Here is a 24,196-nt window from a genome sequence, read left to right on the forward strand (position 1 = left end):
GATAGAGTTAGCATGTCACAGTTCCGGCGTTTTGTAAAGACTCTTTTTAAAAATCTAAAACCAGTTCTTTAAAGGGTCTCAATCAGGGCAAACAGCTCGTCTACCAGTTGGTACTGGGGGACCTTTTTGACAATCTCCCCCCGGCGGAAGAGCAGCCCCTCCCCCCGGCCGCCGGCGATGCCAACATCGGCGGCGCTGGCCTCACCGGGACCGTTCACCACGCAGCCCATTACTGCTACAGTAATGGGCTTGTCTACCGTCTTCAGGCGTGCCTCCACTTGGTTGGCCAGGGAGATGAGGTCAATCTGGGTGCGGCCGCAGGTGGGGCAGGAGATAAGCTCCGCCCCTTCCCGGCGCAGGCCGGCCACCTTTAAAATGTCTCGGGCGGCATAGATCTCCTCCACCGGATCCGCAGACAGGGATACCCGGATGGTATCTCCAATCCCCAGGGCCAGGAGCCCGCCAATCCCCACCGCCGATTTCAGCACCCCCATTCGCGGGGTCCCCGCCTCGGTGAGTCCTACATGGAGGGGATAGCGGCTCTGCTCCGCCATCAGCCGGTAGGCCGCCATGGTCAATGGCACGCTGGAGCACTTGAGGGACACGCAGATGTCGTCAAAGTCATACCTGTTCAGCAGGCGGATGTGGCAGAAGGCGGAGTCCACAAGGGCCTGAGCCGTCACACCGCCATATCGCTCCAGCAGATGCTTTTCCAGAGACCCGCCGTTGACCCCCACCCGGATGGGGATATTCCGGGCGGCGCAGGCCTGGGCCACCGCCTTCACCCGGTCCTCTCCCCCGATGTTGCCGGGATTGATGCGCACCGCGTCCGCCCCGGCGGCTGCCGCCTCCAGAGCCAGCTTGTAGTCAAAGTGGATATCCACTACCAGCGGAATGGAAATCTGCTCCCGAATCCGCCCAATGGCCTTGGCGGCGGCCCTATCGGGAACTGCGCACCGGATGATCTCACAGCCCGCCGCCTCCAGCTTGTGGATCTGGGCCACGGTGGCCGCCACGTCGTGCGTGGGGGTGTTAGTCATAGACTGAATGGTAACTGGCGCACCCCCGCCCACGGGAATTTTTCCCACTTGGATCTGTTTTGTCATCGTCCACTCCTCTTTTGTCAATGGATCAGCTTAAAAATATCGCTCACCGCCACAACGGCCATCAGGGCCAGCAGACAGAAAAAGCCTGCCATATTCACCGCATTTTCGTACTTGGGATCCAGCTTTTTCTTGGTAAAAAAGGTAACCAGCAGGTTAATCGCCAGAAAGAAAATGCGCCCCCCGTCCAAAGCGGGAATGGGCAGCAGGTTCATCACCGCCAGATTAATGGCGATAAAGGCCACAAACTGCATCACGCCCTGCAGAGCCAGTGCCGGCGTCTCCGCGCTGGCGCCCACCTGGCCGATGGTATTGACGATGCCGATGGGGCCGGACAGATCCTTCAGCCCCACCGCGCCCCGGACCAGCATCCCCAGGCTCTCCCACACCAGCTTGGCGAAAATAACCGACTGCCGCCAGGCCAAAATCAGGCAGTCAATGGGGCCGATGGCCTCGGTCTCTCCAAAGGAGAGGCCGTACATCTGGCGCTGTTCCCCTTCGTAATTGAAAGTGCGGCGGACCAGTGGCTGGCCGGCCAGCGTTACCGTCTCTCCCTCCCGACGGACCACCAGATCCACACGGCCATCGGCAGACGCCTGATCCAGAAGGGCATCAATCTCCCCCCGGTAGCGCACCCGGTGCCCCTCAATGGAGACGATCCGGTCCCCCGGCTGGAGCCCCACCTCCTGGACGGGAAAGCCGTCCAAAAATCCAGTGACCACCGGCGAGGCCACCTGGCCTACCGTCATAAACAGCCCCATTAAAATCAGCAGTCCGGTCAGAAAGTTCATAAACGAGCCGGCGGCCAAAATAATCACCTTCCGCCAGGCGGACTTGCGCTCAAAGGAGCGGGGATCGGCGGAGTCCCCCTCCTCCCCCTCCATAGCGCAGAAGCCGCCGATGGGGAACGCCCGCAGAGCATACAGGGTCTCCCCCTTCTGCCGGGAAACCAGCAGCGGCCCCATACCGATGGCAAATTCATTCACCTTGACCCCCAGCAGCTTGGCGGTAATAAAGTGTCCGAATTCATGGACAGCGATAAGAACGCCGAACATCAAAATGGCGATAATAATATAGACCATAAAACCTCCTGAAACGCAGGTATGGGGCGGCGCGGAAAAGCGCCGCCCCATAAAGTGATGGGATAAGATGGAACTGGCGCACCGATCAAGCCAGGACGAGACCATTCACACAGGCGCGGGCCGCTTCGTCCGCCGCGAAGATATCCTCCAGCGTGGGACTGTGCTGGACGGGGATCCGCGCCATGGCTTTCTCCACCAGACGCGGGATCTCCAAAAAGCCAATCTCGCCCTGAAGGAACCGCTCTACCGCAGCCTCGTTGGCCCCATTGAGTACAGCGGTGGCCGTCCCGCCCCGCTTGGCGGCCTGTATTGCCAGGGGCAGACAGGGGAAACGCCCGTCATCCGGCAGAGCAAAGGTCAGCGTACCAATCTGGGCAAGATCCAAGGGCGGGGCCACCGCGGGGCCGCGCCCCGGCCAAGTAAAAGCGTACTCAATGGGCACCCGCATATCAGGCGCCCCCAGTTGGGCCAGTACAGCATGATCCGAGTATTCCACAAGAGAGTGTATGATACTCTCCCGATGGATCAGAACCGCGATTTTTTCCGGCGGCATGTGGTAGAGCCGCATGGCTTCAATAAACTCCAGCCCCTTGTTCATCATGGTAGCGGAGTCTATGGTAATTTTGGCCCCCATGGACCAGTTGGGGTGCTTCAGCGCATCCGCCAATGTGACATGCTCCAGCTCCGCCTGACTTTTCCCCCAGAAGGGACCGCCGGAAGCGGTGAGGATCAGCCGCTTGACCTCCCCCCGGTCCTGGCAGCCCTGGAGACACTGAAAGATGGCGGAGTGCTCGGAATCTACGGGGACAATTTCCGCCCCACAGCGCTGGGCCTCCGCCATGACCAGCTCTCCGGCACACACCAGCGTCTCCTTGTTGGCCAGTCCAATACGCTTTCCCGTCTGAATGGCTGCTAAGGTGGGGCGCAGTCCGGCGATGCCCACCACAGCGGTGACCACGGTGTCTGCCTCCGGCAGGACGGCGGCCTCCAAAAGTCCCTCCTGCCCGCCGGCCACCCGGATACTGGTATCCGCCAGCCGGATCCGCAGATCAGCGGCGGCCTTCTCCTCCGTCAGCACCGCCAGAGCCGGGGAGAACCGGCGGCACTGGGCCTCCAGCTCCGTCACGTCTCGCCGGGCGGTGAGGGCTGCCGCTCGAATGCCGCAGGCGGCAATCACATCCAGAGACTGCCGTCCGATGGATCCGGTGGACCCCAAAATGGAAATTGCCTGTTGCATGAACAACCGCCCTTCTTTCTTAACCTGTTATGGCCGGCAGCCAGCGGATGAGCAGCTCCATGAGGGGCGCACAGAAGATCACGCTGTCGAAGCGGTCCAGCACACCGCCATGGCCGGGGAGAATATTGCCGTAGTCCTTGATGCCATACTCCCGCTTGATGTAGGAGAAAGCCAGATCGCCGAACTGGGAGATCACACTCCCCATCATTCCATAGAGGGTTAACATGGCGTAGTTTTCCACCTGAGCGCCGAACTGATAGACTACAACACCGTAGAGCAACAGCGTAAACGAGCTGCCTACAAAGCCGCCAAAGGCTCCCTCCACCGTCTTTTTGGGGGAGAGCTCCGGCGCCAGCTTGCGCTTTCCAAAGCGCATCCCCGCGAAGAGTGCGAAGGCGTCGCTGGCGAAAGCGGCGGCAAAGGGCAGCACAATCAGATACCGCCACCCCTCCATCAGACGGATACGCACAAAAGAGGAGAGAAAAAACGGGATCATAACCGACAGGAAAAAGGCGCCGCCCATCTTCTCCATGGTCACCGCCTTATGGCTGTGAATGGCCTCGGCAAACAGGAAGCTGACATAGGCCAGCAGTCCCGCCAGCGCCAAGGTCTGATCCTGGCCGAAGTAGACCCAGAAGGGGATCAGTCCCGCCAGTACGATGGAGATGCCGGAAATGCGGAGGTTTTTGACAAAGCCGGTAGACCACAGGGCCTCATGAACCGCCAGCGCGGACAATCCCGCGATGGCGGCGGGGATTACAATGGGGTAGACCGGTGAAACGCCGAAGAGGATGACAAAGATCAGGGGAATGAAAATTACAGCAACTAAGACACGCTTTCCCATTCAGACACCTCCAAACCGGCGGGAGCGGGACTGAAAATCAGCCAGCGCCCGGTTCAGCTCCCTCTTTGAAAAATCGGGCCAGAGCACATCGGTAAAATAAAACTCGGCGTAGGCCGACTGCCAGGGCAGGAAGTTGGACAGGCGGAGCTCCCCGCTGGGCCGGATCACCAGATCCGGGTCTGGGATGCCGGCGGAATAGAGATGGGCGCAGACATCCTCCTCAGTAAGAGAAGCGGCGTTGCGCTGTCCGGCGGCGCACTCTGCCGCCAGGGCCCGGACGGCCTGGACAATCTCATCCCGCCCGCCGTAGTTCAGGCAAATGTTAACCTGACAGCCCTCGTAGTGGGTGGAGATCTCCTCTGTCTTCCGGCACAGGGCGCACAGCTCCTTGCTCAGCGGAGATAGATCCCCCAAAAACTTCATTTTCACCCGGTCCCGCTCCATCTTTCCAATGGCCTCCAGCAGGTACTTTTTCAGCAGATCCATAATGGCGGATACCTCTTCCGCCGGCCGCTTCCAGTTTTCTGTGGAGAAGGCGTATACCGTCAGGTACTCCAGCCCGATATCTTTGCAGTAGGTGGCGATGGTACGAAAGGTCTCTGCCCCGGCGGCGTGTCCCGCCGTGCGGGGCAGTCCCCGCCGCTTGGCCCAGCGGCCGTTTCCATCCATAATGATTGCCACATGCCGGGGCAGACGGCTGAAGTCCACTTCCCCGTCCCGCTTCGTTCCTCTGGATTTAAACAGTGACATAGCATCCAATTCCTATATCCAATCAGAATTTGGTGCGGAGCGTGGAACGCCCCGCACCAGCATAGTCAAGGGGGGAAGACCGTCAGACCGCCATCAGCTCCGCTTCCTTCTTGGCGCTCAGCTCGTCGATCTGCTTGCAGCGTTTTTCTGTGAGATCCTGCATCTCTTTCTCGTATTCCTTCAGGTCGTCCTCGGTAATCTCGCTCTTCTTCTTCATGCTCTTATAGGTCTCCACCGCGTCCCGGCGGATGTTGCGGATGGCCACCTTTCCCGCCTCGGCGTATTTTTTCACCTGCTTGGACAACTCTCTGCGGCGCTCCTCGGTCAGCTGGGGGAAGGCCAGGCGGATGAGACGGCCGTCATTCTGTGGGTTGATGCCCAGATCAGAGGTCTGAATGGCCTTTTCAATGGCCTTCAGAATGCTGGCGTCCCAGGGCTGAATGGTGAGAGTACGGGGGTCCGGAGAGGAAATGGCCGCCACCTGATTGATGGGCGTGGGGGTGCCGTAGTAATCCACCGTGATTTTGTCCAACACAGCGGCGTTTGCCCGGCCCGCCCGGACGCTGGCAAAGTCGCCGGACACCACGTCGATGGTCTTCTGCATCTTTTCATCATAAGGCTTATGGATCTCGTTCATCTCATTTTTCCTCCTTCACAATGGTTCCGATTTTCTCTCCCTGGAGAACCCGGATAATGTTATGGGGATCTTTCAGCGCAAACAGGATCACAGGGATCTTATTGTCCATGGACAGGCTGGTGGCGGTGGAGTCCATCACCTGGAGGTGCTGAGCCAGTATATCGTCGTAGGTAATGGTATCGTATTTCACTGCGTTGGGGTCCTTGCGGGGATCGGCGCTGTATACGCCGTCAATGTTTTTGGCCAACAGAATCACATCGGCGTCAATCTCCGCAGCCCGGAGCACCGCCGCCGTATCCGTGGAGAAGAAGGGGTTGCCGGTGCCGCAGCCGAAGATCACCACTCTCCCCTTCTCCAGATGACGAATGGCCTTGGAACGGATATATGGCTCGGCAAAGGCGCGCATCTCAACGGCGGTCTCTACCCGAACTTCCGCCCCAAGCTGCTCCAGCACGTCCGCCAGGGCAAGGGCATTCAGCGTGGTGGCCAGCATTCCCATGTGGTCGGCGCGGGAGCGGTCCATCCGGCCGCCGCCGTCCTTGACGCCCCGCCAGAAATTGCCCCCGCCTACAACGATTCCCACCTGGACGCCCATCTCAATGCACTCTTTAATCACTTGGCACACCTGCCTGATGACGCCGAAATCCAAGCCGCGGGTGGCCTCGCCCGCCAGTGCCTCACCGCTGATTTTTAAAAGTATGCGCTTATACTGCGGCTTACTCATATCGTCAACCCCCTTCACGTGGTATGTCTCAATGTTTTCCAGTGTATACCAGGCACACTGGTCCAGTCTTTTGTTATTTTAACTTATTTTTTCCGTTTTGCATAGGCCCCCAACTGAAATTTTTACAATTTATTCTCAATGGGAATTATTCAAAACCATCGTGCTGTTCTGCCGTTTTTATTGGCGCCGCTCCATTTCTCCGGTCAAAATCTCCAACCAGGTGGTTTTTAATTTGTATATAAGGACTATTTTTCGTCATTTTCCTCCTTTGTCTTGTATTTTACTGACCAATCAGTATAATATTCTTAGTGGTCATATGATGTATTTGTGATATATCACCCCAACACATCGAACCGTCTCCGCCAGCGGCGGAAGGAAAGGAGATCTTTATTCTATGGCTATGGTTTATCGTATTAATGACAAGCCGCCGATTCAAAAAGCAATTCCTTTGGCGTTACAGCATGTCCTTGTCGCCTTTACCGGCACCTTGGCCGGCAGTCTGCTTCTGGCCAGCGGCGCTAAGCTGGACGCCCAAGATACTGCCCTGCTCATCCAATGCAGTATGTTCATCAGCTGTATCGCCAGCCTGATTCAGTCCTTGGGCCTGTGGAAGCTGCCCATTGGCTCCAAACTGCCTATTGTTACCTCTGGCAGCTACACCCTTATCTCCCCCATGGTCGCCATGGCGTGCAATCCTGACATCGGACTTTCCGGAACCTTTGGCGCCGCACTAGCCGGAAGTGTGGTCCTGTTTATTTTCGGCCCTCTGGCCATCACTTACCTGCACAAATACTTTACCCCCGTGGTCACTGGCAGCGTAGTGCTGGCGGTAGGTATGTGCCTGATGGGCAGCGGCTTTGGAAACGCGGTAAACTACAACCCCAGCGGCCCAGACGTGTTCAAGTTTTTCGCCATCGCCTGCTTCACCTTTATTCTGGCCACCGTTCTGGACAACTTCGCCAAGGGATTCCTTCAATCACTGTCCATTCTCATCTCCATTATTGTGGGCTTCCTTCTGTGTATTGTTCTGGGCATGGTAGACTTTTCCGCGGTGAACGAGGCCCACGTACTCGCCTTCCCCACCCCGGTAAAATTCGGGCTCAGCTTTCAGGCCGGCCCTATTCTCACCATCTGCGCTGTCCACATCGCCACAGTGATGGAGAATGTAGGCGACACCCCAGGAATTGTTAATAATGCCGAGGGGCGTCTGCCCACCAAGGCGGAACTGGTTCGCACCCTGCGGGGCGACGGCTTGGGCAGTATCGTGGCCTCCCTGTTCAACGGCCTGCCTGTGGTCTCTGCCAGTCCGAATGCCGGCGTCATCGCCATGACCGGCGTGGCCAGCCGCTATGTCACCGCGCTGGGTGCGCTGATCCTCGGTCTGCTGTCCTTCTTCCCAAAGTTTTCTCAAGTACTGGCCGCAATTCCCAACCCCGTTTTGGGCGGTATTCTGCTGGTCACCTTTGGCAGCATCGCCTCGACTGGCATCCGCGTTATCAGTATGGGCAGCCTGACGAAGCGTAACATCACTATTCTGGCAGTCTCTTTGGTAGTGGGCATCGGCGGCGGTTATGCGGGGGACTACCTCTCCTTCCTCCCCACTACGATTCTTACCCTGTTCACCGGCATCTCCGGCACGGCGCTCACCGCCCTGCTGCTCAATATTGTCCTTCCCAAAACCGAGGAAGACAGAAAGTACATTGAGGAATTTTCCAAGACGCTTACCTCCGCTGCTCAAAAGTAAATCTACAAAAAGTGTACCGGCTTTTCACAGTGCCGGCACACTTTTTCTTGGCATAACAAAACCCCCGGGTTAAGACTCGGGGGTTTGTACTGCTATTTTACTTGCCCAGCTGCTTGGCAATCTCCTCAGCGAAGTTCTCCTGCTTCTTCTCAATGCCCTCGCCCTTTTCAAAGCGGATGGCATCCTTCAGAACCACAGCACCGCCCAGAGCCTTGGCAGTGTTAGCCATATACTGCTCCACAGAGACACTGCCATCTTTGACAAACTCCTGCTGGAGCAGACAGTTCTCCTTATAGAACTTGCCCAGCTTGCCGGCCACAATACCCTCCTTCACTTTGTCGGGCTTGGCAGCCATTTTGGGGTCGTTCTCCATCTGGGCCAGGAGAATCTTCTTCTCCTCGTCCAGGGTGGCCTGGCTCACCTGGCTCTTATCCAGGAAACGAGGGTTCAGCGCGGCGATCTGCATGGCCACGTCTTTGCCCATCTCATTGACCTGGTCGGCGCTCAGCTCCGTCTCCAGGTTGACCAGCACGCCGATCTTGCCGCCGGCGTGGATATAAGGCACGGAAATACCCTGGTCAAAGAAAGCAAACCGGCGAACCTTGATATTCTCGCCGATAACCAGCACCATCTCCTGCTGCTGCTCGGTGACAGTCCGGTCAGCGCCCTCGTACTTGCACGCCATCAAGGCGTCCAAATCGGCGGGCTTGTTCTTGGCCACGGTGGCGGCCACACCCTTAACAAAATCGGTAAATTTCTCATTTTTGGCCACAAAGTCGGTCTCGGCGTTGACCTCGACCACCACGCCCATGCCGTCAATCACGGCGGCATAAGCCATACCCTCGGCGGCAATGCGGCCGGCTTTCTTCTGAGAGGCGGCCAGACCCTTCTCCCGGAGGATCTCCACAGCTTTATCCATATTGCCCTCGGCCTCGGTGAGGGCCTTCTTGCAGTCCATCATGCCGACGCCGGTCATCTCGCGCAGCTTCTGTACGTCTTTTGCGGTGATTGCCATATCACTCAACCTCCATAAATCATCGGTATAAAAGAAGCGCCCGCCCGCGCGGGCGGGCGCTTCGAAACAGTTTACTTACTCGGCGGCGGGAGCAGCCTCCTCAGCGGGGGCGTCCTGGCCCTGCCGGCCCTCCTGAATGGCGTTGGCCATCACGCCGGAGATCAGCTTGATGGCACGGATGGCGTCATCGTTACCAGGGATGACGTAGTCAATCTCATCGGGGTCGCAGTTGGTATCCACAATAGCCACAATGGGGATATGCAGCTTGCGGGCCTCGTTAATGGCATTGCGCTCCTTGCGGGGGTCAACCACAAACAGGGCGCCGGGGAGCTTCTTCATCTCAGTGACGCCGCCCAGGTACTTCTCCAGCTTGGCAATTTCACCCAGATGCTTCATAACTTCCTTCTTGGGCAGCATATCGAAGGTGCCGTCCTCCTGCATCTTCTTCAGCTGGTTCAGACGATCCACGCGGCCCCGCATGGTCTTGAAGTTGGTGAGCATACCGCCCAGCCAGCGGGCGTTGACATAGTACATGCCGCAGCGGGTTGCCTCTTCCTTGATGGCCTCCTGGGCCTGCTTCTTGGTGCCCACAAAGAGCAATGTCTGGCTATTCTCGCCCAGCTCACGGACGAAATTATAGGCCTCCTCCAGCTTCTTCACGGTCTTCTGAAGGTCGATGATATAGATGCCGTTGCGCTCGGTGTAGATGTAGGTGGCCATTTTGGGGTTCCACCGGCGGGTCTGGTGGCCGAAGTGTACGCCGGCCTCCAAAAGCTGCTTCATAGATACGACTGCCATGTGATCATTTCCTCCTTTTTGTTCTTACCGCCACCGGCCTCATCTCCCCCGCCTACCTCTCAGGGCACCAGGCGGAGTATCCTCCGGTGTGTGTAATTGTGCTTTGGTATTATACAACACTCTTTTCTTTTATGCAAGTATTATTTTCCTCTTTCTTTTTAAACTGGTTTCGGCCCAATCCCCCGCCTGTAGGTGGACAGGGGATCGGGCCGTGCAGTCAGCGGGGACGCTGGTTGCTGAATTTTTGATAGGCGGTATTGATTTTGCTCTCGGGGGCCTGCTCCACCTGGTACCAGCCCTTGGACTGGGCCAGCTGGAAGAGGTCGGCCTGGGCCTGATGGCCCTGGTTGAGCATGCTGAGAAAATCCGCCCGCAGAGCGCCGTTCACACACTCCGACGCGAAAGTGTCATAGTTGGCGGTCATCTTCTTCTCCGCCAGAATAAAGTCCGTAATCTGTTCCTGATTGTCCATGATAGTCGCTCCTTTCCTCAGCTCAGGTGTTTAAGCAGGCAGTCGTAGTTGTCCCTGTGGCGCTGGACACACTGCTGATAGGCACTGCGCAGGTCGCCCTCCTGGCAGTTCTCCAGTGCGGTCTGGTATTTGCAGTACAGGACCTTTTCAAAGTTGAGCTGGTCGGACAGGGCAGTCAGTTCCTTTGTGGTCAAGTGGGCCATAGCCGGATTTCTCCTTTCGTCAAATCAATTGGGAGTACCGCTGGCCCTATTGTACCCGGCTCCATCCAATTTATTCCCACTTGAGATATACCGGCCAGCCGTTCCGGTCCAGGGAGAAGCGAAGATAGCTGTGCCCGTGCATGGGGCGCACCTCGGCCAGACAAAACAGGGCGGGGATGGGGAACTCCTCTCCCACGCAGAAGGGCAGCGCCACCTGCATCCCGCCCTGCCCCCAGCGGATGAGAGCCCCCTGATCCCGGCGGGCCGGGACTTGCAGGACAGGGTCTGTTACATATTTTTGCCATGCAGGACACGCCTCCCATTGCGGGGGGGACGACGTCTGATCTGGATCTGGGTCTGCTTCTTCCCTCCGCGAACCGCCTGCTGGGAACGCCAGCATCGCCTCTCCTCCGACCGGCGGCCACACCCCCTTCCGTCCCAGTTCGTCAATGGAAAAGCGCCGGTTGAGAATCAGCCGCCCATCCTCCGGCAGAAAGGTACCCAACAACAGGCGCGCCCCGCTTCGCCCTGTAAGCCATCCTTTATATAATCCCTTCCCCCTGTCCGGCAGTTCACCCCGCACTGCAGCCCAGGGCCCTTCCTCCCGGACGGTCAGGCTCCCAAGGCCCTCCGCCAGTGAAAACCGTGCCTCCATCCCGCTTCCCCTCCCTGTGCTGGTTCCAAAACAAAAAAGTAACAGGTTGTGTCCTTCGGCAAAGTACGCAGATTTATAAGGATAAGAACCTGTTATTGCAACACCCGCCCCTGATTCCAATCAATCTGTTTTTGTAAAATTGCCGTGGTCCTCCGTCAGCCGCTCTTTTCTAAAAGGGAATTTGAGGAACTTCTCTTGACAACCCAGCCGGTGTTTTGTATACTGAATCTACATTTTATTGAATGGGAGTTGGGAAGATGCGCAAATAACTTCTTGCTTTGGACACTTGTCACATGAAGGACGTTGTCTCCGCTTTGGGATGATTCCTGGGGCGGGTGGAGTTCTGTGTGGTCCATCAGCGGGAAGCTGCGCATTTTTCCTTTTTCTGTGGTGCGGAAAAAGGGGGCCTCGCATAAGCTGCGGGACGCCCTTTTGCTGTGTCTGCGCCCCTTCCCGCGCCATAACAGCAATCACATCATACTTGACGCGACGAGGTGAATTATGTCTCTCATTCAAATCAGCGATCTGACCTTCTGCTATGACGGGAGCCACATCCCTGTGTTCTCCCATCTGGATCTCCGGCTGGACACCAGCTGGAGGCTGGGCCTGGTCGGCCGGAACGGACGGGGCAAGACCACATTGCTCCGGCTCCTGGCCGGCGGATTGACACCGGAGTCCGGCGCGGTCTCCTGTCCTGTGGCAACCTCCTCCTTCCCCTTCCCGCTCCCTGCGGGAGACTGGATGACTCTGGATGCCCTGGAACAGGCCGCGCCTGATTTAGAGGAATGGCGGCTCATCCGAGAGCTCAACCTGCTGGGAGTGGACCTTGACGTGCTGTACCGTCCCCTGCCCACCCTGTCCGGCGGAGAGCGGGTGAAAGTTCAGCTTGCCGCCCTCTTTCAGCAGCCAGACGCCTTTCTGCTTATCGACGAGCCCACAGACCACCTGGATCTGGCGGGCCGGGAGGCGGTAAGCGCCTATCTGGGCCAAAAGTCCGGCTTTCTTCTGGTCTCTCACGACCGCGCCTTTTTGGACCGTTCCACCGACCACACCTTAGCCCTTAACCGGGAGGATATCCAGCTGATCCAGGGTAATTTCTCCGTCTGGTGGATGGAAAAGAGCCGCCTGGACCGGCAGCATCAGGCCCAGCAGGAGACTTTAAAAAAGGATATCCGCCGTCTGGAGGAGGCCGCCCGCCGTACCGCAGACTGGTCCCGCCACACAGAGGCGGGAAAATATAACACCCGTAATTCCGGCCTGCGGCCGGACCGGGGCTTTGTGGGCCACAAGGCCGCCAAGCTTATGAAGCGGTCCAAATCCGTGGAGCGCCGTCAGCAGCAGGCCATTGCGGAAAAAGAGGGGCTGCTCAAAAACATCGAAACCACTCAATCCCTCTTCCTGCGTCCCCTTGCCCACCCTAAAAAGCGGCTGGTAGAGATAGACGGCTTTTCTCTCGATTACCCCCGCCATCCGCCCTGTCCTGTGGTCTCCTTTACCCTGTTCCAGGGGGATCGCATCGCCCTTACCGGGCCCAATGGGTGCGGGAAATCCAGCTTGCTCAACTGTCTGGCCGGGGCGGAGCTCCCCCACCGGGGCACCGCCGTCCTGGCCTCTGGAACGATTTTGTCCTATGTGCCCCAGGATACCGCCTGGATGAGCGGGTCTTTTGCCCAATTCGCCCAGGAGGGCGAGGTGGATCTCACCCGCTTTCTCACCCTGCTGCGGAAGCTGGACTTTGGCAGGGCGGTCTTTGAGCAGGACCTCTCCCAGCTCAGCCAGGGTCAGAAAAAGAAGGTGCTCCTGGCCCGCAGCATCTGTCAGCAGGCCCACCTCTACCTCTGGGACGAGGCGCTGAACTATGTGGATGTGTTCTCCCGCATCCAGATTGAGGAACTGCTTCGGGAGACCAGCGCCTCTCTCCTCCTCGTGGAGCACGACCCCACCTTCTTGGAGGCTGTAGGCGCAGTTCCCGTTGTATTTTCTCACACCTAAGAAAATAAAAAATCGGAGTGCCGGCGCCAGGCGTACCCACAGTGAAAGGGTCCCGCCCGGCGCCGGTTTTAGTCCTGGGCATACTGCTGGCAGAGCTGGGAGAAGAGCTCCAGATGGATCTTTTCGTCCTCAATAATCCGGCGCAGATTGGCCTGGATCCCGGGATCCTGAATCCAGCGGGCCTGGCTCTCGTATTTCTGGATGGCCATGCGTTCCGACCGCATGGCCTCGTGCAATAATGGCCGCAGCTTTCGGGCATACTGGATATAATCCGGGCTCCACCATATCTGCCGCCCACGCTGAACCGCCCACAGCCGGGGATCCGCCCCTAACTGAAGGGCCAGCTCGCCAAAAATCTTCAGATGGTGCATCTCTACAATGCTGACCTCCCGAAATACGGCGGCCACTGTCTCAATCCGCCCGGTGATCAGGTGGTTGTAGAAGTACAAAGACACTGCGGACATCTCCGAGCTGACGCCCCCAATGTTGCTGAGCATCGCCTGGGCATAGCGCGGATTGCGCCCCTCCACCCGCACCTCCGGATAGGGCTCCAGTGAACGGCAGGAATCCCCTGTCTGAACACGCTCCATTTCATACTCCCCTCTCTCCCGCTGAAACATTGAGGCCACATTGTTCGCGGTCCTCGGCTCTACTACTGTATGCCAGGGGCAGACCAGTTATCCTTCCTTCTTCTATTGAATTTTGGTGAGTGAATCTTCTTAATCTAATTTTAAGAATTATATTATATACTTCTATTGACTGTGTTACAGGGTCTGTGCTATACTGTCAATAGAAAAATCATCCATCCTATATTTATATGTAAGGAAATCAGGTGACTGTTATGAGTCAGGAACATATTTTGAACGGAGCGTCTCACCTGCACTGCCGTCGTGCCCACAGGCCACAGCCAGTCCACGCCAGGCTCTCTGGTGAAAAAGGCCGGAATCCCTACGACGGCCTGCGTCCTTGGTCCGCTATTACCCATGGAATCGGGGCTGTTCTGGGGATCGCCGGTACTGCCGCGCTCCTGATGCGGTCTCTTACGCTCGGATTAGACCGCTGGCATGTGATCTCCTTTTTAATCTACGGGCTGTCCATGATCGGCCTCTATACCGCCAGCACCCTGTATCACTGTATTAACACCAGCGCGAGGGGTCGGATTGCCCTCCGGAAATACGATCACTGCTCCATTTATTTCCTGATCGCTGGATCCTATACCCCTATCTGCTTGGTTCCGCTGCGCGCCTACAGCGCCTGGGGCTGGTCCCTTTTTGCCGTTATCTGGTCGCTGGTGATCCTGGGGCTTATCGTCGCCCTGTTATGGATCAACGCTCCCCGGTGGCTCACCGCCGGATTATACCTGTTTATGGGCTGGCTGGCTATTGTGGCTCTTTACCCCCTGATCCAGGTCCTCCCCACCGCCGGTTTCTTCTGGCTGCTGCTGGGCGGCATCCTGTACACTGTGGGCGGTGTGCTCTATGCGGTCAAATGGCCTGGACGGAATAATCCTCGATTCGGCTGCCATGAGATTTTTCACGTCTTCATCCTTCTGGGCAGTGTCTGCCACTTTATCTTGATGTATCAGGTGGTAGCTTTCCTGTAACCCCGTGTTAAAAACAAAAATTTCCCTATCCCGCAATTATCAAAACGGGATAGGGAATTTTTTATGGTCTGATAATGGCGCTCTGTCATTTCCTGTTCCTGGGGCGCTTTTTTTGCCATCCATCAGTAGGCAGCTTTGGAATATTCAAGGCCAGCATGGGCAATATTTTGTCGTTTACTGCCCAGCGAAACTCCTTCGAAATATACTGTCCAAATCGGAGCCAGAGGGCGGGATCGTCTGACAGCCGCTCAATAATGGTCACTTCCACAATATTCTTTGCATCCGTATCTCCCTGAAACCACATCTTCTCAATCAACATACAGTACCACTGGATTGCCCCAATATCTTCCTCCTCTTCCAAAAGGGCAAGCAGCGGTGTATTGATCTCCTCCGCAAAAAACACATGGCCGGCCAGTCTGCGGTACGCCTGAACGTGGTTCAGTAAGGTGCGGCGCTTTTCCGGAAACCGCTCCCCCAGCCGAAGGGCAAATTGTTCCGGGGTCATTGGGCCGCTGTCCTCGTCATGCCCTGGGGTGGGCTTTATGATAGACATCCTTCAGCTTCTGGCTGACAATCTGGGCGTAGATCTGCGTGGAGGAGATATCTGCGTGGCCCAACATCTCCTGAATGGAGCGCAGATCCGCCCCATTCTCCAGCAGGTGCGCGGCAAAGGAGTGGCGCAGGGTGTGGGGCGTGATTTCCTTTTGAATCCCCGCACGCTCCTGATAGTGCTTGATGATCTTCCAAAACCCCTGACGGCTCATCCGTTCCCCGCTCATGTTGACGAAAACCGCCCGCTCATCCGCATGCTCCAGCATGTGAGGGCGCACATGCTCCAGGTAGTCCGACATGGCGCGGATCGCCGCCAGGTACAGGGGGATGATACGCTCTTTGTCCCGCCCGGCGCAGCGGATAAAGCCGGCGCTGAGGTTGATATGCTCCAGATTCAGGCCAATCAGTTCGCTGACCCGAATGCCGGTGGCATAGAGCAGCTCCAGCATGGCTCGATCCCGGCAGCCCTTTGGCTCCGCGGGGTCTGGCTGCTCTAAAAAGAGCTCAACCTCTTTGCTGGTCAAAATCTGAGGAAGTTTTCGCTCTACCCGGACACAGGTCAGCCCGCAGGCAGGATTTTCATCCACCGCCCCCTGCCGCATCAGAAAGGTGTAAAAGGATTTCAGAGAGGCCAGACAGCGGGTAGACGTGGCAGCTGACTTCCCCTGGAGGGAGAGGGCATGGAGGTACTGTTCAACCTGGGCCCGGCACACCTGATCGGCCCAAAACCCTTCCCGCTCCAGCCAGCGCAGAAACTGACGTACATCCCGCAGATAGGAGCTGGCCGTGTTGGCCGCCACCTTCCGCTCCTTGGTCAGATATTGCTCATATGCCTGGTAATACTCCATAGTCCGACTTCCTTTTTCTCTGGAATCACGCGGATAGCTGGATCGTCTGCGCCGCCTGCCGCACCAGGGCGGGAATCAGCGCATATTCCAAAAAAATACACACACACAGCACTGCGGCGCACAGCCCGCAGCGGAAAAAATAGCCCCTGTCGTAAGGGCGGATCCACCGGCCATCCCCCAGTACTCTTGAGGCCAGACAGCGGGAGGCGGTCAATCCTTGGACACCGAGCACAAACAAAACCGGCGTAGCCAATATGCCAGACACACCAAACAGCAGCGCCGCAAGAATCTCTCCCCGCTCCCCAAAGCTCCGCACAAAGGACGCAATGGAGAAAGAGAGTAAAAACCCCCGCACCGCAAACGCCAGCGGGATGCCCAGCAGACCCAGCGTGGTAAATCCAAGACTGAACACCAACAGCGGCCAGCGCACACTATCCCACACCACACCCGCCAGAGGCGGCGCCTGCTCTCCTGCCAAAGATAAAAACTGCCGTAAGTAATCCGCCAAGCTGTCGCCGCCGCTGTCCATCCCCGCAGCCAAGACACATCCCAGCAATCCGCCCCCAAAGAAAGCGGCGGACAATACCGCCAGCGCGGTGGCGGCGCTGCGATCCATCCCCTTGAGGACCCGTTTGATGGGTTTGCGCATTCCGTCTCACCTCAGTCCATTTTATGTCGCCGGACAGGCGTTTAGAATGGACAGGCAAAACAAATTGTAGTTATTCTTATAATATAATCCATACAGCGGTGAATCGCAAGAGCGAACCATGAAAACCAGGAATATTTGTGCATTACGCCAACTTATTATGTAAACAATATTATGTAAATTAAGTGATTGCGACGCCTGGCGGCCAGTTTTTTATTGCTGAAATTAAAAAGATATAGCGGTATACAAACTGTACACCGCTATATCTAGTGTATTGAGTAGGCGCGTTCTTTGATAGCTATTTGTATAACAACAGCGTGTATTCTACTCTGCCATGCCGGCGGCGATGGCCCGCAGGGCGATAGCACACTCCAGGCGCTTGCGCTCCAGCTCACAGCCCACCCGGTGGGGCTGGCGGATATCGTCATTAACCAGCAGATTGGAGGCGCTGCACCCACCGCTGCAATAGAACCGGGCCCAGCAGGTCCGGCATTCCTCTCGGGTATAGATATTCAGTGCGGCAAACTTGCCGGACAGCTCCATATCAAAGGAACCGTCGTCCAGGCTGCCCAGCTTGTACGCATCGTTGCCCACAAACTGGTGGCAGGGGTAGATATCCCCTTCCGGCGTGATGGCCACGTATTCACAGCCGGCCCCACATCCCCGCAGCCGTTTGATCACACAGGGCCCCTGGGCCAGATCCACATTGAAGTGGAAGAAATTGATCTCCAGGTGGTTTCGCAGATACTGAGCCAGGCGCTCATACTCCGCCTCCAGCGCCGGCAGGTCCTCCTCCTGAAGGGCATAGGGGTCCTCCCGCTTCCCCACCACTGGCTCCACGGAGATATTTTTTCCCACCTCCGCCAGCGCCTTCACATCCTCGGCAAAATCGGGGTGGAACCGGGTAAAGGTGCCTCGAAGGTAGTAGTCTTTGGTGCCCCGGCCCTCGATGAGCTTTTTGAATTTGGGCACGATAACGTCGTAGCTCCCCTTCCCGTTTACTGTAGGGCGCAGATCGTCGTTGACTTCCTTCCGGCCGTCCAGAGAGAGAACCGCGTTGGACATCTCCCGGTTGATGTATTCGATGTTCTCATCGTTGAGCAAGATGCCATTAGTGGTAATGGTGAAGCGGAAAGACTTCCCCTTCTCTTTTTCAATGGAGCGGGCGTAGGCCACCGTCTCCTTCACTGTCTCCATAGCCATCAGAGGCTCGCCCCCAAAGAAATCTACCTCAATGTTGCGGCGATGGCCGGACTTTTCCACCACAAAGTCAATGGCCTTCCTTGCCATCTCCACATCCATAGTCATCCGGCGGCCGGTTCCGAAGTCGCCGGTGGAGGCAAAGCAGTACTTGCAGCGTAGGTTGCAGTCGTGGGAGACGTGGAGGCACAGCGCCTTCACCAGCGCAGACTGCTGCATAGAGGCCGCCTTCTCCCGGTCGATGTAGTCGTCCTCTGTAAAGAGCAGGCCCTCATCTGCCAGCCCCCGCAGCTCCTGCCAAGCCTCTTCCAGCGCCCCAGCATTATACTCCCGCAGCTTGTCCCCGATTTCTTTGGGACAGTGTTCCCCCATCGGCGGAACAATATGTTCCAGTAGTCTGCGCGTCATCTTGTCAATCACATGAACGGCGCCGCTGTTTACATCTACGGCGATATGGACCCCCAGGGCCTCAAAGGTATGTACCATGGTTCTCTCATCCTCCAAAAACAGTGTGCTCTTTCCGCTTGCGGGCGGTCAAAGGAAAAAGGGTGGGAAGCCCCACCCTTTCAGTCCATTCCATTGGTTTGCCTCTTTACTTGCAGTTCTCGCACTTCTGATTCGCCACGGTGCAAGAGGTCTTACAGGCGGACTGGCAAGAGGTCTGGCACTCGCCGCAGCCGCCGTGAGCGGCGCTGTTCTTCAACGTCGCGCCGTTGAGCGTCTTGACATGCTTCATTCTTCTGTTCCCTCCCATGTAAGAATAGTGGTAAGAGTATACCACAGCGCCGGAAAAATTTCAATTACTTTCGACGCTTTTTCTTTGGCTTTGCCATCCGGCACAGCAGCCCCGCCGCCGCGCCGCCGCACAGGCATCCCAGAAGCAGTACAAATCCGTTCTCCTGGGGTACCGCCTGAAAGGCCACAACCCCAATGGTGAGCAGCAGCAGGAAGAACACGCCTCCTGTGGCCAATCCCACCGCCAAGGCCCGCACTTGACACTGGCGAACCGCGAATATACCGCCGCAAAAGGCGCCGATGACGCAGGCCGCCACCGTCACCTGTCCCATCCGCTCCTCCGCGATTCGGCCACTGGACACCAGCAGCGACGCGCCGAACAGCAGTACCAGGCTGACTGCAAAGGCCACCATGCCCCCCAGCAGAATTCCGGTGAGATAGCGTACCACCTTTGCGCCCTGCTCCTCTTCCTTTTTCGGCATAAGAAATGCCCTCCCTTCACAAGTTCCTGTTGGAATCTTATGTGGGGAGGGTGTTGGTCATGCCCCGGACGGGGAAAACCCGTCCGGGGCATGACTGTACCAGTCATTGGAATCGCCGGATTTGGGTCCCTATTTCGTGGTCTCACCCGCCTGCTTGCCCTTGCTGGACACGGCCCACTTGGTAAACTCCACCCGCACCCGGTCCGCGCCGGTCTCCAGGACGATGGTCTCCTCCTTGACGGCGCAGATGGTGCCCACAATGCCGCCGATGGTGGTAATCACGTCCCCCACCGCCAACTCGCTGCGCATCTTGTCCATGGCCTTCTTCTTTTTGTTCTCCGGCCGGATCATCAGGAAATAGAATATTGCAATCAGGATGATAAAAGGCACCAACATGCTTATCAGGTCCATGCTCCCGGCTTCCGCGGTCAGCACCAGATTGCCCATACCCATCAAAATAATCTCCTCCAAACCATAAAGTCGTAAGAAGTATTATAAATCACCCCAGCGGGTTTGACAAGCCTTTTTGGCAATTTTTATGCAAGGTGTGCCTACTACAGCCTCCGGTCCAGCGTTTCGCTGTATTCCGCTCGGAACTGGGCGAAGCGTCCCTCCTCCAGAGCGGCGCGGATGCGCGCCATCAAAGTGTTGTAGAAATACAGGTTGTGCAGCACCGCCAAGCGCATGGCCAGCATCTCCCCCGCGGCGAACAGGTGGCGCAGGTACCCCCGGGAGGCCAGCCGGCAGGCGGGACAGCCGCAGGCGGAGTCAATGGGTCCCCCGTCCGTCTTGTACTTCTCGTTTTTGATGTTGATGGACCCCTGCCAGGTGTAGAGCTTCCCGTGGCGGGCGTTGCGGGCGGGCATGACGCAGTCGAAGAAGTCCACCCCCCGGGCCACCGCCTCGATGATGTTGGAGGGGGTGCCCACCCCCATCAGGTAGCGGGGCTTCTCCTTGGGCATATGGGGCTCTACCGCGTCGATGATATCGTACATCACCTGGGTGGGCTCCCCCACCGCCAGACCGCCGATAGCGTACCCGTCGCAGTCAATCTTGGCGGTCTCCCTCATGTGCCAGATCCGCAGATCCTCGTAGGTGGCCCCCTGGTTGATGCCAAAGAGGAGCTGATGGGGATTTATGGTGTCCGGCAGGGCGTTGAGCCGGTCGTGCTCCGCCTTGCACCGCTCCAGCCAGCGCAGGGTGCGCTCGCAGGACTGCTTGGCGTAGTCATACTCCGCCGGATTTTCCACGCACTCGTCAAAGGCCATGGCAATGTCGCTGCCCAGGTTGGACTGGATGCGCATGGACTCCTCCGGCCCCATAAAAATGCGCCGGCCATCGATATGAGAGGCGAAGGTAACCCCATCCTCTTTGATCTTCCGCAGGCCGGACAGGGAAAAGACCTGAAAGCCACCGGAATCGGTCAAAATGGGGCCGTCCCAGCCCATAAACTCGTGCAGCCCCCCCATGGCCCGCACCACATCGTCGCCAGGCCGCAGATGGAGGTGATAGGTGTTGCTCAGCTCCACCTGACAGCCGATCTCCTTCAGGTCCAGGGCGGATACCGCCCCCTTGATGGCTCCCTGAGTGCCCACATTCATAAATACCGGCGTCTGCACTGTGCCGTGGGAGCACTGAAACACACCTCGCCTGGCTTTCCCTTCGATTTTGATTACTTCAAACACGCAAAAACTCCTTCTGTCACTGGTTGGTCTGTTTTCTCCCAAACGGGACAAACAGAAAGGGCACAAAACTGGCCGCTGTTATAGAAATAAGAGGCGAATTTATCAAATTAGCCAGCGCAGCAGCCACAATCGACGTCCAATTCCGAAATCTGGCCAACGTGACGCTGAGTGATACCGGAAAACCCGGCACATACAGCTGCGCCAGGGCCACTGCCAGGTAAATGGAGGAGATGATCCCGGCGGAGACGGCAATTTCCGCCCTGGTCATGGAACGGAAGCACAGCAGCCCCCCTATCAGCAGAATGATCAGAAACACCGCCCCATCGAAAATGGCGCTGCGAACGGGATCAGCATAGAAAAAACCGCCCATATAAACCATGATCATAAAGCTGACCCAGCTTGCGATCACGCAGAAGACCGGCACCCGCCACAGGGTATTCCATCGGATGTTCATTCAGACGGTTCCCTCCTCAAAATCGGCGATCATCATGGCGTCTCCAAAGGAGAAAAACCGGTAGTTCTCACGCACCGCCTCCTCATAGGCGGACAGAACGTGCTCCCGCCCCGCCAGGGCGGACACCAGCATGATCAATGTGGACTGAGGGAGGTGGAAATTGGTGATCAGCCCGTCCAGCACCTTGAAGCGGTAGCCGGGATAGATAAAGATATTGGTCCAGCCGGAGGTCTCCCTCATGGTGCCGTCCTCCGCCGCCCAGCTCTCAATGGTGCGGCAGGAGGTGGTGCCCACGCAGATGACCCTCCCCCCCTCCGCCTTGGTGCGGTTGATGGTGTCTGCGGTCTCCGCCGGGATGGAGCAGAACTCCGAGTGCATCTCGTGGTCGGTGATCTCCTCCTCCTTCACCGGGCGGAAGGTGCCCAAGCCCACGTGGAGGGTGACATAGCACACCCGCACCCCCATGGCCTGGATCTCCGCCAGCAGGTCTTTGGTAAAGTGGAGCCCGGCGGTGGGGGCCGCGGCGGATCCCACCTCTCTGGAGTACACCGTCTGATACCGCTCAGGATCGCGCAGCTCCGCCTTGATATAGGGGGGCAGGGGCATCTTGCCCAGCCGCTCCAGCAGCTCTAAAAAGATCCCCTCATAGCGGAAGCGGACCAGCCGGTTGCCGTTGTCCAGCACCTGCTCCACCTGGGCGGTAAGCAGGCCGTCCCCAAAGGAGAGCGCTGTCCCCGTGCGGATTCTGCGCCCCGGCCGCACCAGGCACTCCCATACCTTCTCCCCCCGATCCGCCAGAAGGAGGACCTCCGCCGCCCCGCCCCCAGGCGTCCGACGACCCAGCAGCCGGGCAGGCAGCACCCGAGAGTCGTTGAGTACCAGGCAGTCCCCCGGCTTTAGCAGCTTGGGCAGATCATAGAAATGCAGGTGCTTCCTGCATCCGGTGTTCTTATCCAGCACCAGCATCCGTGAGGTATCCCGCTGCTCCAATGGGGTCTGGGCAATCAGCTCCTCCGGCAGTTCAAAATCAAAGTCGGCTGTCTTCATCGTCTCTCTATCTCCACTCCTGTAAAGTAAAATTTCAGGATCTGATCATAAGTATAACCGGCCTCCGCCATGGCCATTGCGCCGTACTGGCTCATACCCACATTGTGCCCCCAGCCGCTGCCGCTGACCACATAAGATCCACTTCCGCCAGTAACCGGCGCGGTGGACGGGCTAAGCTGGCTGACGCCGCCGCTGGTGATGACATAGGGAGCGCTGACGCCGCTGAGGGGGTCCACATTCCCATCCCCGTCGATGGCGTACAGGCCGCTGACGCTGTCCATTCTGTCCCCGCCGTTGACATACACGCCGCTGGACACACCGCCTTCGTTGATGGTGAATCGGTTGGAGCGCGTCCCCAGGAGCAGGCGCACATTCTCTTTATAATAGGTCCAGCTCTTCCCTGCCGAATCTGTAAAAGTAACTGCCTTTACATTTCCTGTGGGCGTAGTCTCGCTGATGCGGAAATCCACAATCTCCCCGCACATGACTCCCTTGGCACGCAGCTTGGACGCCAGCTCCTGGGCGGTAAAGGTGACGTTCCAATTATAGTTGGGCACCCTGGACGCCACCACCGCCTCGTAGGGATCGATCTTGCCGATAAGGTAAGGAATGGCGCTGGTCCAGACGTTCTCCGCACTCTCTGAGGCGCCGCCGTTGTGGGAGGAGTATACCGCCTCGACAAGGGCGCCGTTGTAAGTGATATACATTCCCTCACACTCCGCCGCCGCCGCGATGCTATTGCTGGTCAATCTTTCGGTTCCGTGGTAGGCCTGGCAGTGAACCTCGCTGCACACATCAAAATGGCTGGATTTATGCCTGTTATAATTACGGGCCGCATAGGTCCGGGCACAGCAGGCCTGGGCCTTCAGGGCCTCTTTGGGCCAATCGGCTGACATTTCCCAGGTAACAACACAGCGGATATAGTCCTCCATCTCTACGACGTTTACCACCGTAAGATCCCCGCCGCTGATGCGCTCATACCGAAAGCCGCCATAGTATTTGCGGTTCTTGAACCAGGTAACGGGGTCACTGTGCCCTGTCACGTCCGGCATAACCCCCAGATACCCGCTGCTGCCATCAAACTGAAACAGAACATGGGTGCTTCCGGTTTCCACCACGCTGATGCCCCCGGTGCTGGTCCCCACAATCTTGCTTCCTCCCAGCCCCAGACTGGACTGCGCGGCCTGGGCCTCTCCCTGGGTGGCGTAAGCCCCTACCCGCGCCTCAAACTGTCCGTCAATCCACGCCGGGAAGCCTCCGGAATAGGCTGCCGCTGCCCTCTGTGCAGAGGCCATATCCCCAAAGATCCCCAGCTGGATATGATAGCACCCCACAACACCGCTCCCCCCTGGGGAGGCGCTGTAGCTCCCGTTGGAGAGATAGAGGTTTTGGGTTTTGAGCATAGTGATTGCGGTGGACTGGGTCCGCATCAACTCGGTGAACTGGTGGTTGCTGTCAAAATACCCCAGGCGATATCCGCTCCCCTCGCTGTTAAGCAGATTGGCCGCTGGGAGGGCGGAACTGCCGTAGGCCAGTCCCACTTTTACCGCCGGCTCCCCCGGACTGGCGGCGGCCGTATCGCCCATAGGCAGGACAAGCGCCCCCGCCAAACATAGCGCTGTCAGTTTAATCCATCGTCTTTTCATATCTGACTCCTTTGTGCTGCATTCCATGTCGCAATTAGCATC

At 57.7% G+C, this 24,196-nt stretch carries 27 protein-coding genes; 3 read left to right on the forward strand and 24 right to left on the reverse strand.

The genetic code is table 11. The annotated features are described in order from the left end of the window. Positions 1-68 precede the first annotated feature (68 nt). From ispG to pyrH, 7 genes are all read right to left on the reverse strand, one after another. Complete coding sequence (ispG, locus tag D1159_RS06525) at positions 69-1,106, reverse strand: flavodoxin-dependent (E)-4-hydroxy-3-methylbut-2-enyl-diphosphate synthase (protein ID WP_161844871.1); 1,038 nt, start codon at positions 1,104-1,106, stop codon at positions 69-71. 17 nt (positions 1,107-1,123) lie between these two features. Then, a complete protein-coding gene (locus D1159_RS06530) occupies positions 1,124-2,185 on the reverse strand; it encodes a M50 family metallopeptidase (RefSeq protein ID WP_161844872.1) in 1,062 nt (353 codons plus the stop codon). An 85-nt stretch (positions 2,186-2,270) separates the two neighbouring features. Next, positions 2,271-3,422, reverse strand: coding sequence for a 1-deoxy-D-xylulose-5-phosphate reductoisomerase (locus D1159_RS06535; protein ID WP_202620963.1), 1,152 nt, complete (start codon positions 3,420-3,422; stop codon positions 2,271-2,273). 19 nt (positions 3,423-3,441) lie between these two features. Further along, entirely contained in the window at positions 3,442-4,266 is an 825-nt protein-coding gene (locus D1159_RS06540; protein ID WP_161844874.1) for a phosphatidate cytidylyltransferase, read from the reverse strand. Beyond that, complete coding sequence (locus D1159_RS06545) at positions 4,267-5,016, reverse strand: isoprenyl transferase (RefSeq protein ID WP_161844875.1); 750 nt, start codon at positions 5,014-5,016, stop codon at positions 4,267-4,269. It abuts the gene before it with no gap. Between the two features lie 82 nt (positions 5,017-5,098). Further along, a complete protein-coding gene (gene frr, locus D1159_RS06550) occupies positions 5,099-5,653 on the reverse strand; it encodes a ribosome recycling factor (RefSeq protein WP_161844876.1) in 555 nt (184 codons plus the stop codon). A gap of 1 nt (position 5,654) precedes the next feature. Beyond that, entirely contained in the window at positions 5,655-6,377 is a 723-nt protein-coding gene (gene pyrH / locus D1159_RS06555) for a UMP kinase (protein WP_161844877.1), read from the reverse strand. Positions 6,378-6,771: 394 nt separating this feature from the next. Here pyrH and D1159_RS06560 point away from each other — a divergent pair, with 394 nt between their 5' ends. Then, positions 6,772-8,121: a uracil-xanthine permease family protein gene (locus D1159_RS06560; protein ID WP_161844878.1), complete on the forward strand. Its 1,350-nt coding sequence runs from the start codon at positions 6,772-6,774 to the stop codon at positions 8,119-8,121. Between the two features lie 97 nt (positions 8,122-8,218). Here the strand turns inward: D1159_RS06560 and tsf are convergent, their stop codons facing one another. From tsf to D1159_RS06585, 5 genes are all read right to left on the reverse strand, one after another. Next, the gene (tsf, locus tag D1159_RS06565; RefSeq protein ID WP_161844879.1) at positions 8,219-9,136 is read right to left on the reverse strand and encodes a translation elongation factor Ts; all 918 of its coding nucleotides are present in this window, start codon (positions 9,134-9,136) and stop codon (positions 8,219-8,221) included. Positions 9,137-9,211: 75 nt separating this feature from the next. Continuing rightward, complete coding sequence (gene rpsB, locus D1159_RS06570) at positions 9,212-9,934, reverse strand: 30S ribosomal protein S2 (RefSeq protein ID WP_161844880.1); 723 nt, start codon at positions 9,932-9,934, stop codon at positions 9,212-9,214. A 217-nt stretch (positions 9,935-10,151) separates the two neighbouring features. Further along, positions 10,152-10,406 (reverse strand): spore coat protein, encoded by a 255-nt coding sequence (locus D1159_RS06575; RefSeq protein ID WP_161844881.1) that lies wholly within the window; start codon positions 10,404-10,406, stop codon positions 10,152-10,154. Between the two features lie 17 nt (positions 10,407-10,423). After that, a complete protein-coding gene (locus tag D1159_RS06580) occupies positions 10,424-10,609 on the reverse strand; it encodes a spore coat protein (RefSeq protein WP_161844882.1) in 186 nt (61 codons plus the stop codon). A gap of 70 nt (positions 10,610-10,679) precedes the next feature. Then, on the reverse strand, positions 10,680-11,264 hold the full coding sequence (locus tag D1159_RS06585; RefSeq protein ID WP_161844883.1) for a hypothetical protein: 585 nt from the start codon (positions 11,262-11,264) through the stop codon (positions 10,680-10,682). A gap of 501 nt (positions 11,265-11,765) precedes the next feature. Between D1159_RS06585 and abc-f the strand changes: the two genes are divergently transcribed. After that, positions 11,766-13,256 (forward strand): ribosomal protection-like ABC-F family protein, encoded by a 1,491-nt coding sequence (gene abc-f / locus D1159_RS06590; RefSeq protein ID WP_161844884.1) that lies wholly within the window; start codon positions 11,766-11,768, stop codon positions 13,254-13,256. Between the two features lie 68 nt (positions 13,257-13,324). On the opposite strand, the gene D1159_RS06595 is transcribed toward abc-f, so the two are convergent. After that, entirely contained in the window at positions 13,325-13,846 is a 522-nt protein-coding gene (locus tag D1159_RS06595; protein WP_161844885.1) for a ferritin family protein, read from the reverse strand. 251 nt (positions 13,847-14,097) lie between these two features. Here D1159_RS06595 and D1159_RS06600 point away from each other — a divergent pair, with 251 nt between their 5' ends. After that, a complete protein-coding gene (locus tag D1159_RS06600; protein ID WP_161844886.1) occupies positions 14,098-14,859 on the forward strand; it encodes a hemolysin III family protein in 762 nt (253 codons plus the stop codon). Positions 14,860-14,944: 85 nt separating this feature from the next. Here D1159_RS06600 and D1159_RS06605 read toward each other — a convergent pair whose 3' ends face one another. The 11 genes from D1159_RS06605 to D1159_RS06655 all read right to left on the reverse strand — a co-directional run bounded on the left by D1159_RS06605 (position 14,945) and on the right by D1159_RS06655 (position 24,154). Next, positions 14,945-15,412 (reverse strand): hypothetical protein, encoded by a 468-nt coding sequence (locus tag D1159_RS06605; RefSeq protein WP_161844887.1) that lies wholly within the window; start codon positions 15,410-15,412, stop codon positions 14,945-14,947. Further along, on the reverse strand, positions 15,381-16,259 hold the full coding sequence (gene xerD / locus D1159_RS06610) for a site-specific tyrosine recombinase XerD (RefSeq protein ID WP_161844888.1): 879 nt from the start codon (positions 16,257-16,259) through the stop codon (positions 15,381-15,383). The genes D1159_RS06605 and xerD overlap by 32 nt, the downstream gene beginning before the upstream one ends. A 25-nt stretch (positions 16,260-16,284) precedes the next feature. Then, the gene (locus D1159_RS06615; RefSeq protein ID WP_243152148.1) at positions 16,285-16,908 is read right to left on the reverse strand and encodes a stage II sporulation protein M; all 624 of its coding nucleotides are present in this window, start codon (positions 16,906-16,908) and stop codon (positions 16,285-16,287) included. A 321-nt stretch (positions 16,909-17,229) separates the two neighbouring features. Further along, positions 17,230-18,591 (reverse strand): thioether cross-link-forming SCIFF peptide maturase, encoded by a 1,362-nt coding sequence (scfB, locus tag D1159_RS06620; protein WP_161844889.1) that lies wholly within the window; start codon positions 18,589-18,591, stop codon positions 17,230-17,232. Between the two features lie 106 nt (positions 18,592-18,697). Further along, the gene (scfA, locus tag D1159_RS06625) at positions 18,698-18,841 is read right to left on the reverse strand and encodes a six-cysteine ranthipeptide SCIFF (RefSeq protein ID WP_161844890.1); all 144 of its coding nucleotides are present in this window, start codon (positions 18,839-18,841) and stop codon (positions 18,698-18,700) included. Between the two features lie 64 nt (positions 18,842-18,905). Next, positions 18,906-19,322, reverse strand: a complete 417-nt coding sequence (locus D1159_RS06630; protein WP_161844891.1) for a TIGR04086 family membrane protein — start codon at positions 19,320-19,322, stop codon at positions 18,906-18,908. Positions 19,323-19,451: 129 nt separating this feature from the next. Further along, positions 19,452-19,775 (reverse strand): preprotein translocase subunit YajC, encoded by a 324-nt coding sequence (gene yajC, locus D1159_RS06635; protein ID WP_243152149.1) that lies wholly within the window; start codon positions 19,773-19,775, stop codon positions 19,452-19,454. 101 nt (positions 19,776-19,876) lie between these two features. After that, positions 19,877-21,007 carry a tRNA guanosine(34) transglycosylase Tgt gene (gene tgt, locus D1159_RS06640; protein WP_161844892.1) on the reverse strand — a complete coding sequence of 377 codons (1,131 nt, stop codon included), beginning with the start codon at positions 21,005-21,007 and terminating at the stop codon, positions 19,877-19,879. A 16-nt stretch (positions 21,008-21,023) separates the two neighbouring features. Beyond that, positions 21,024-21,461 (reverse strand): hypothetical protein, encoded by a 438-nt coding sequence (locus D1159_RS06645; protein WP_161844893.1) that lies wholly within the window; start codon positions 21,459-21,461, stop codon positions 21,024-21,026. Further along, positions 21,462-22,508, reverse strand: coding sequence for a tRNA preQ1(34) S-adenosylmethionine ribosyltransferase-isomerase QueA (gene queA, locus D1159_RS06650; protein ID WP_161844894.1), 1,047 nt, complete (start codon positions 22,506-22,508; stop codon positions 21,462-21,464). Continuing rightward, positions 22,505-24,154: a SpoIID/LytB domain-containing protein gene (locus D1159_RS06655; RefSeq protein WP_161844895.1), complete on the reverse strand. Its 1,650-nt coding sequence runs from the start codon at positions 24,152-24,154 to the stop codon at positions 22,505-22,507. Before D1159_RS06655 ends, queA begins: the two co-directional genes overlap by 4 nt. Positions 24,155-24,196: the final 42 nt, after the last annotated feature.

The organism is Pseudoflavonifractor sp. 524-17 (genome assembly GCF_009935845.1).
Taxonomy (GTDB): Bacteria; Bacillota; Clostridia; order Oscillospirales; family Oscillospiraceae; genus Pseudoflavonifractor_A.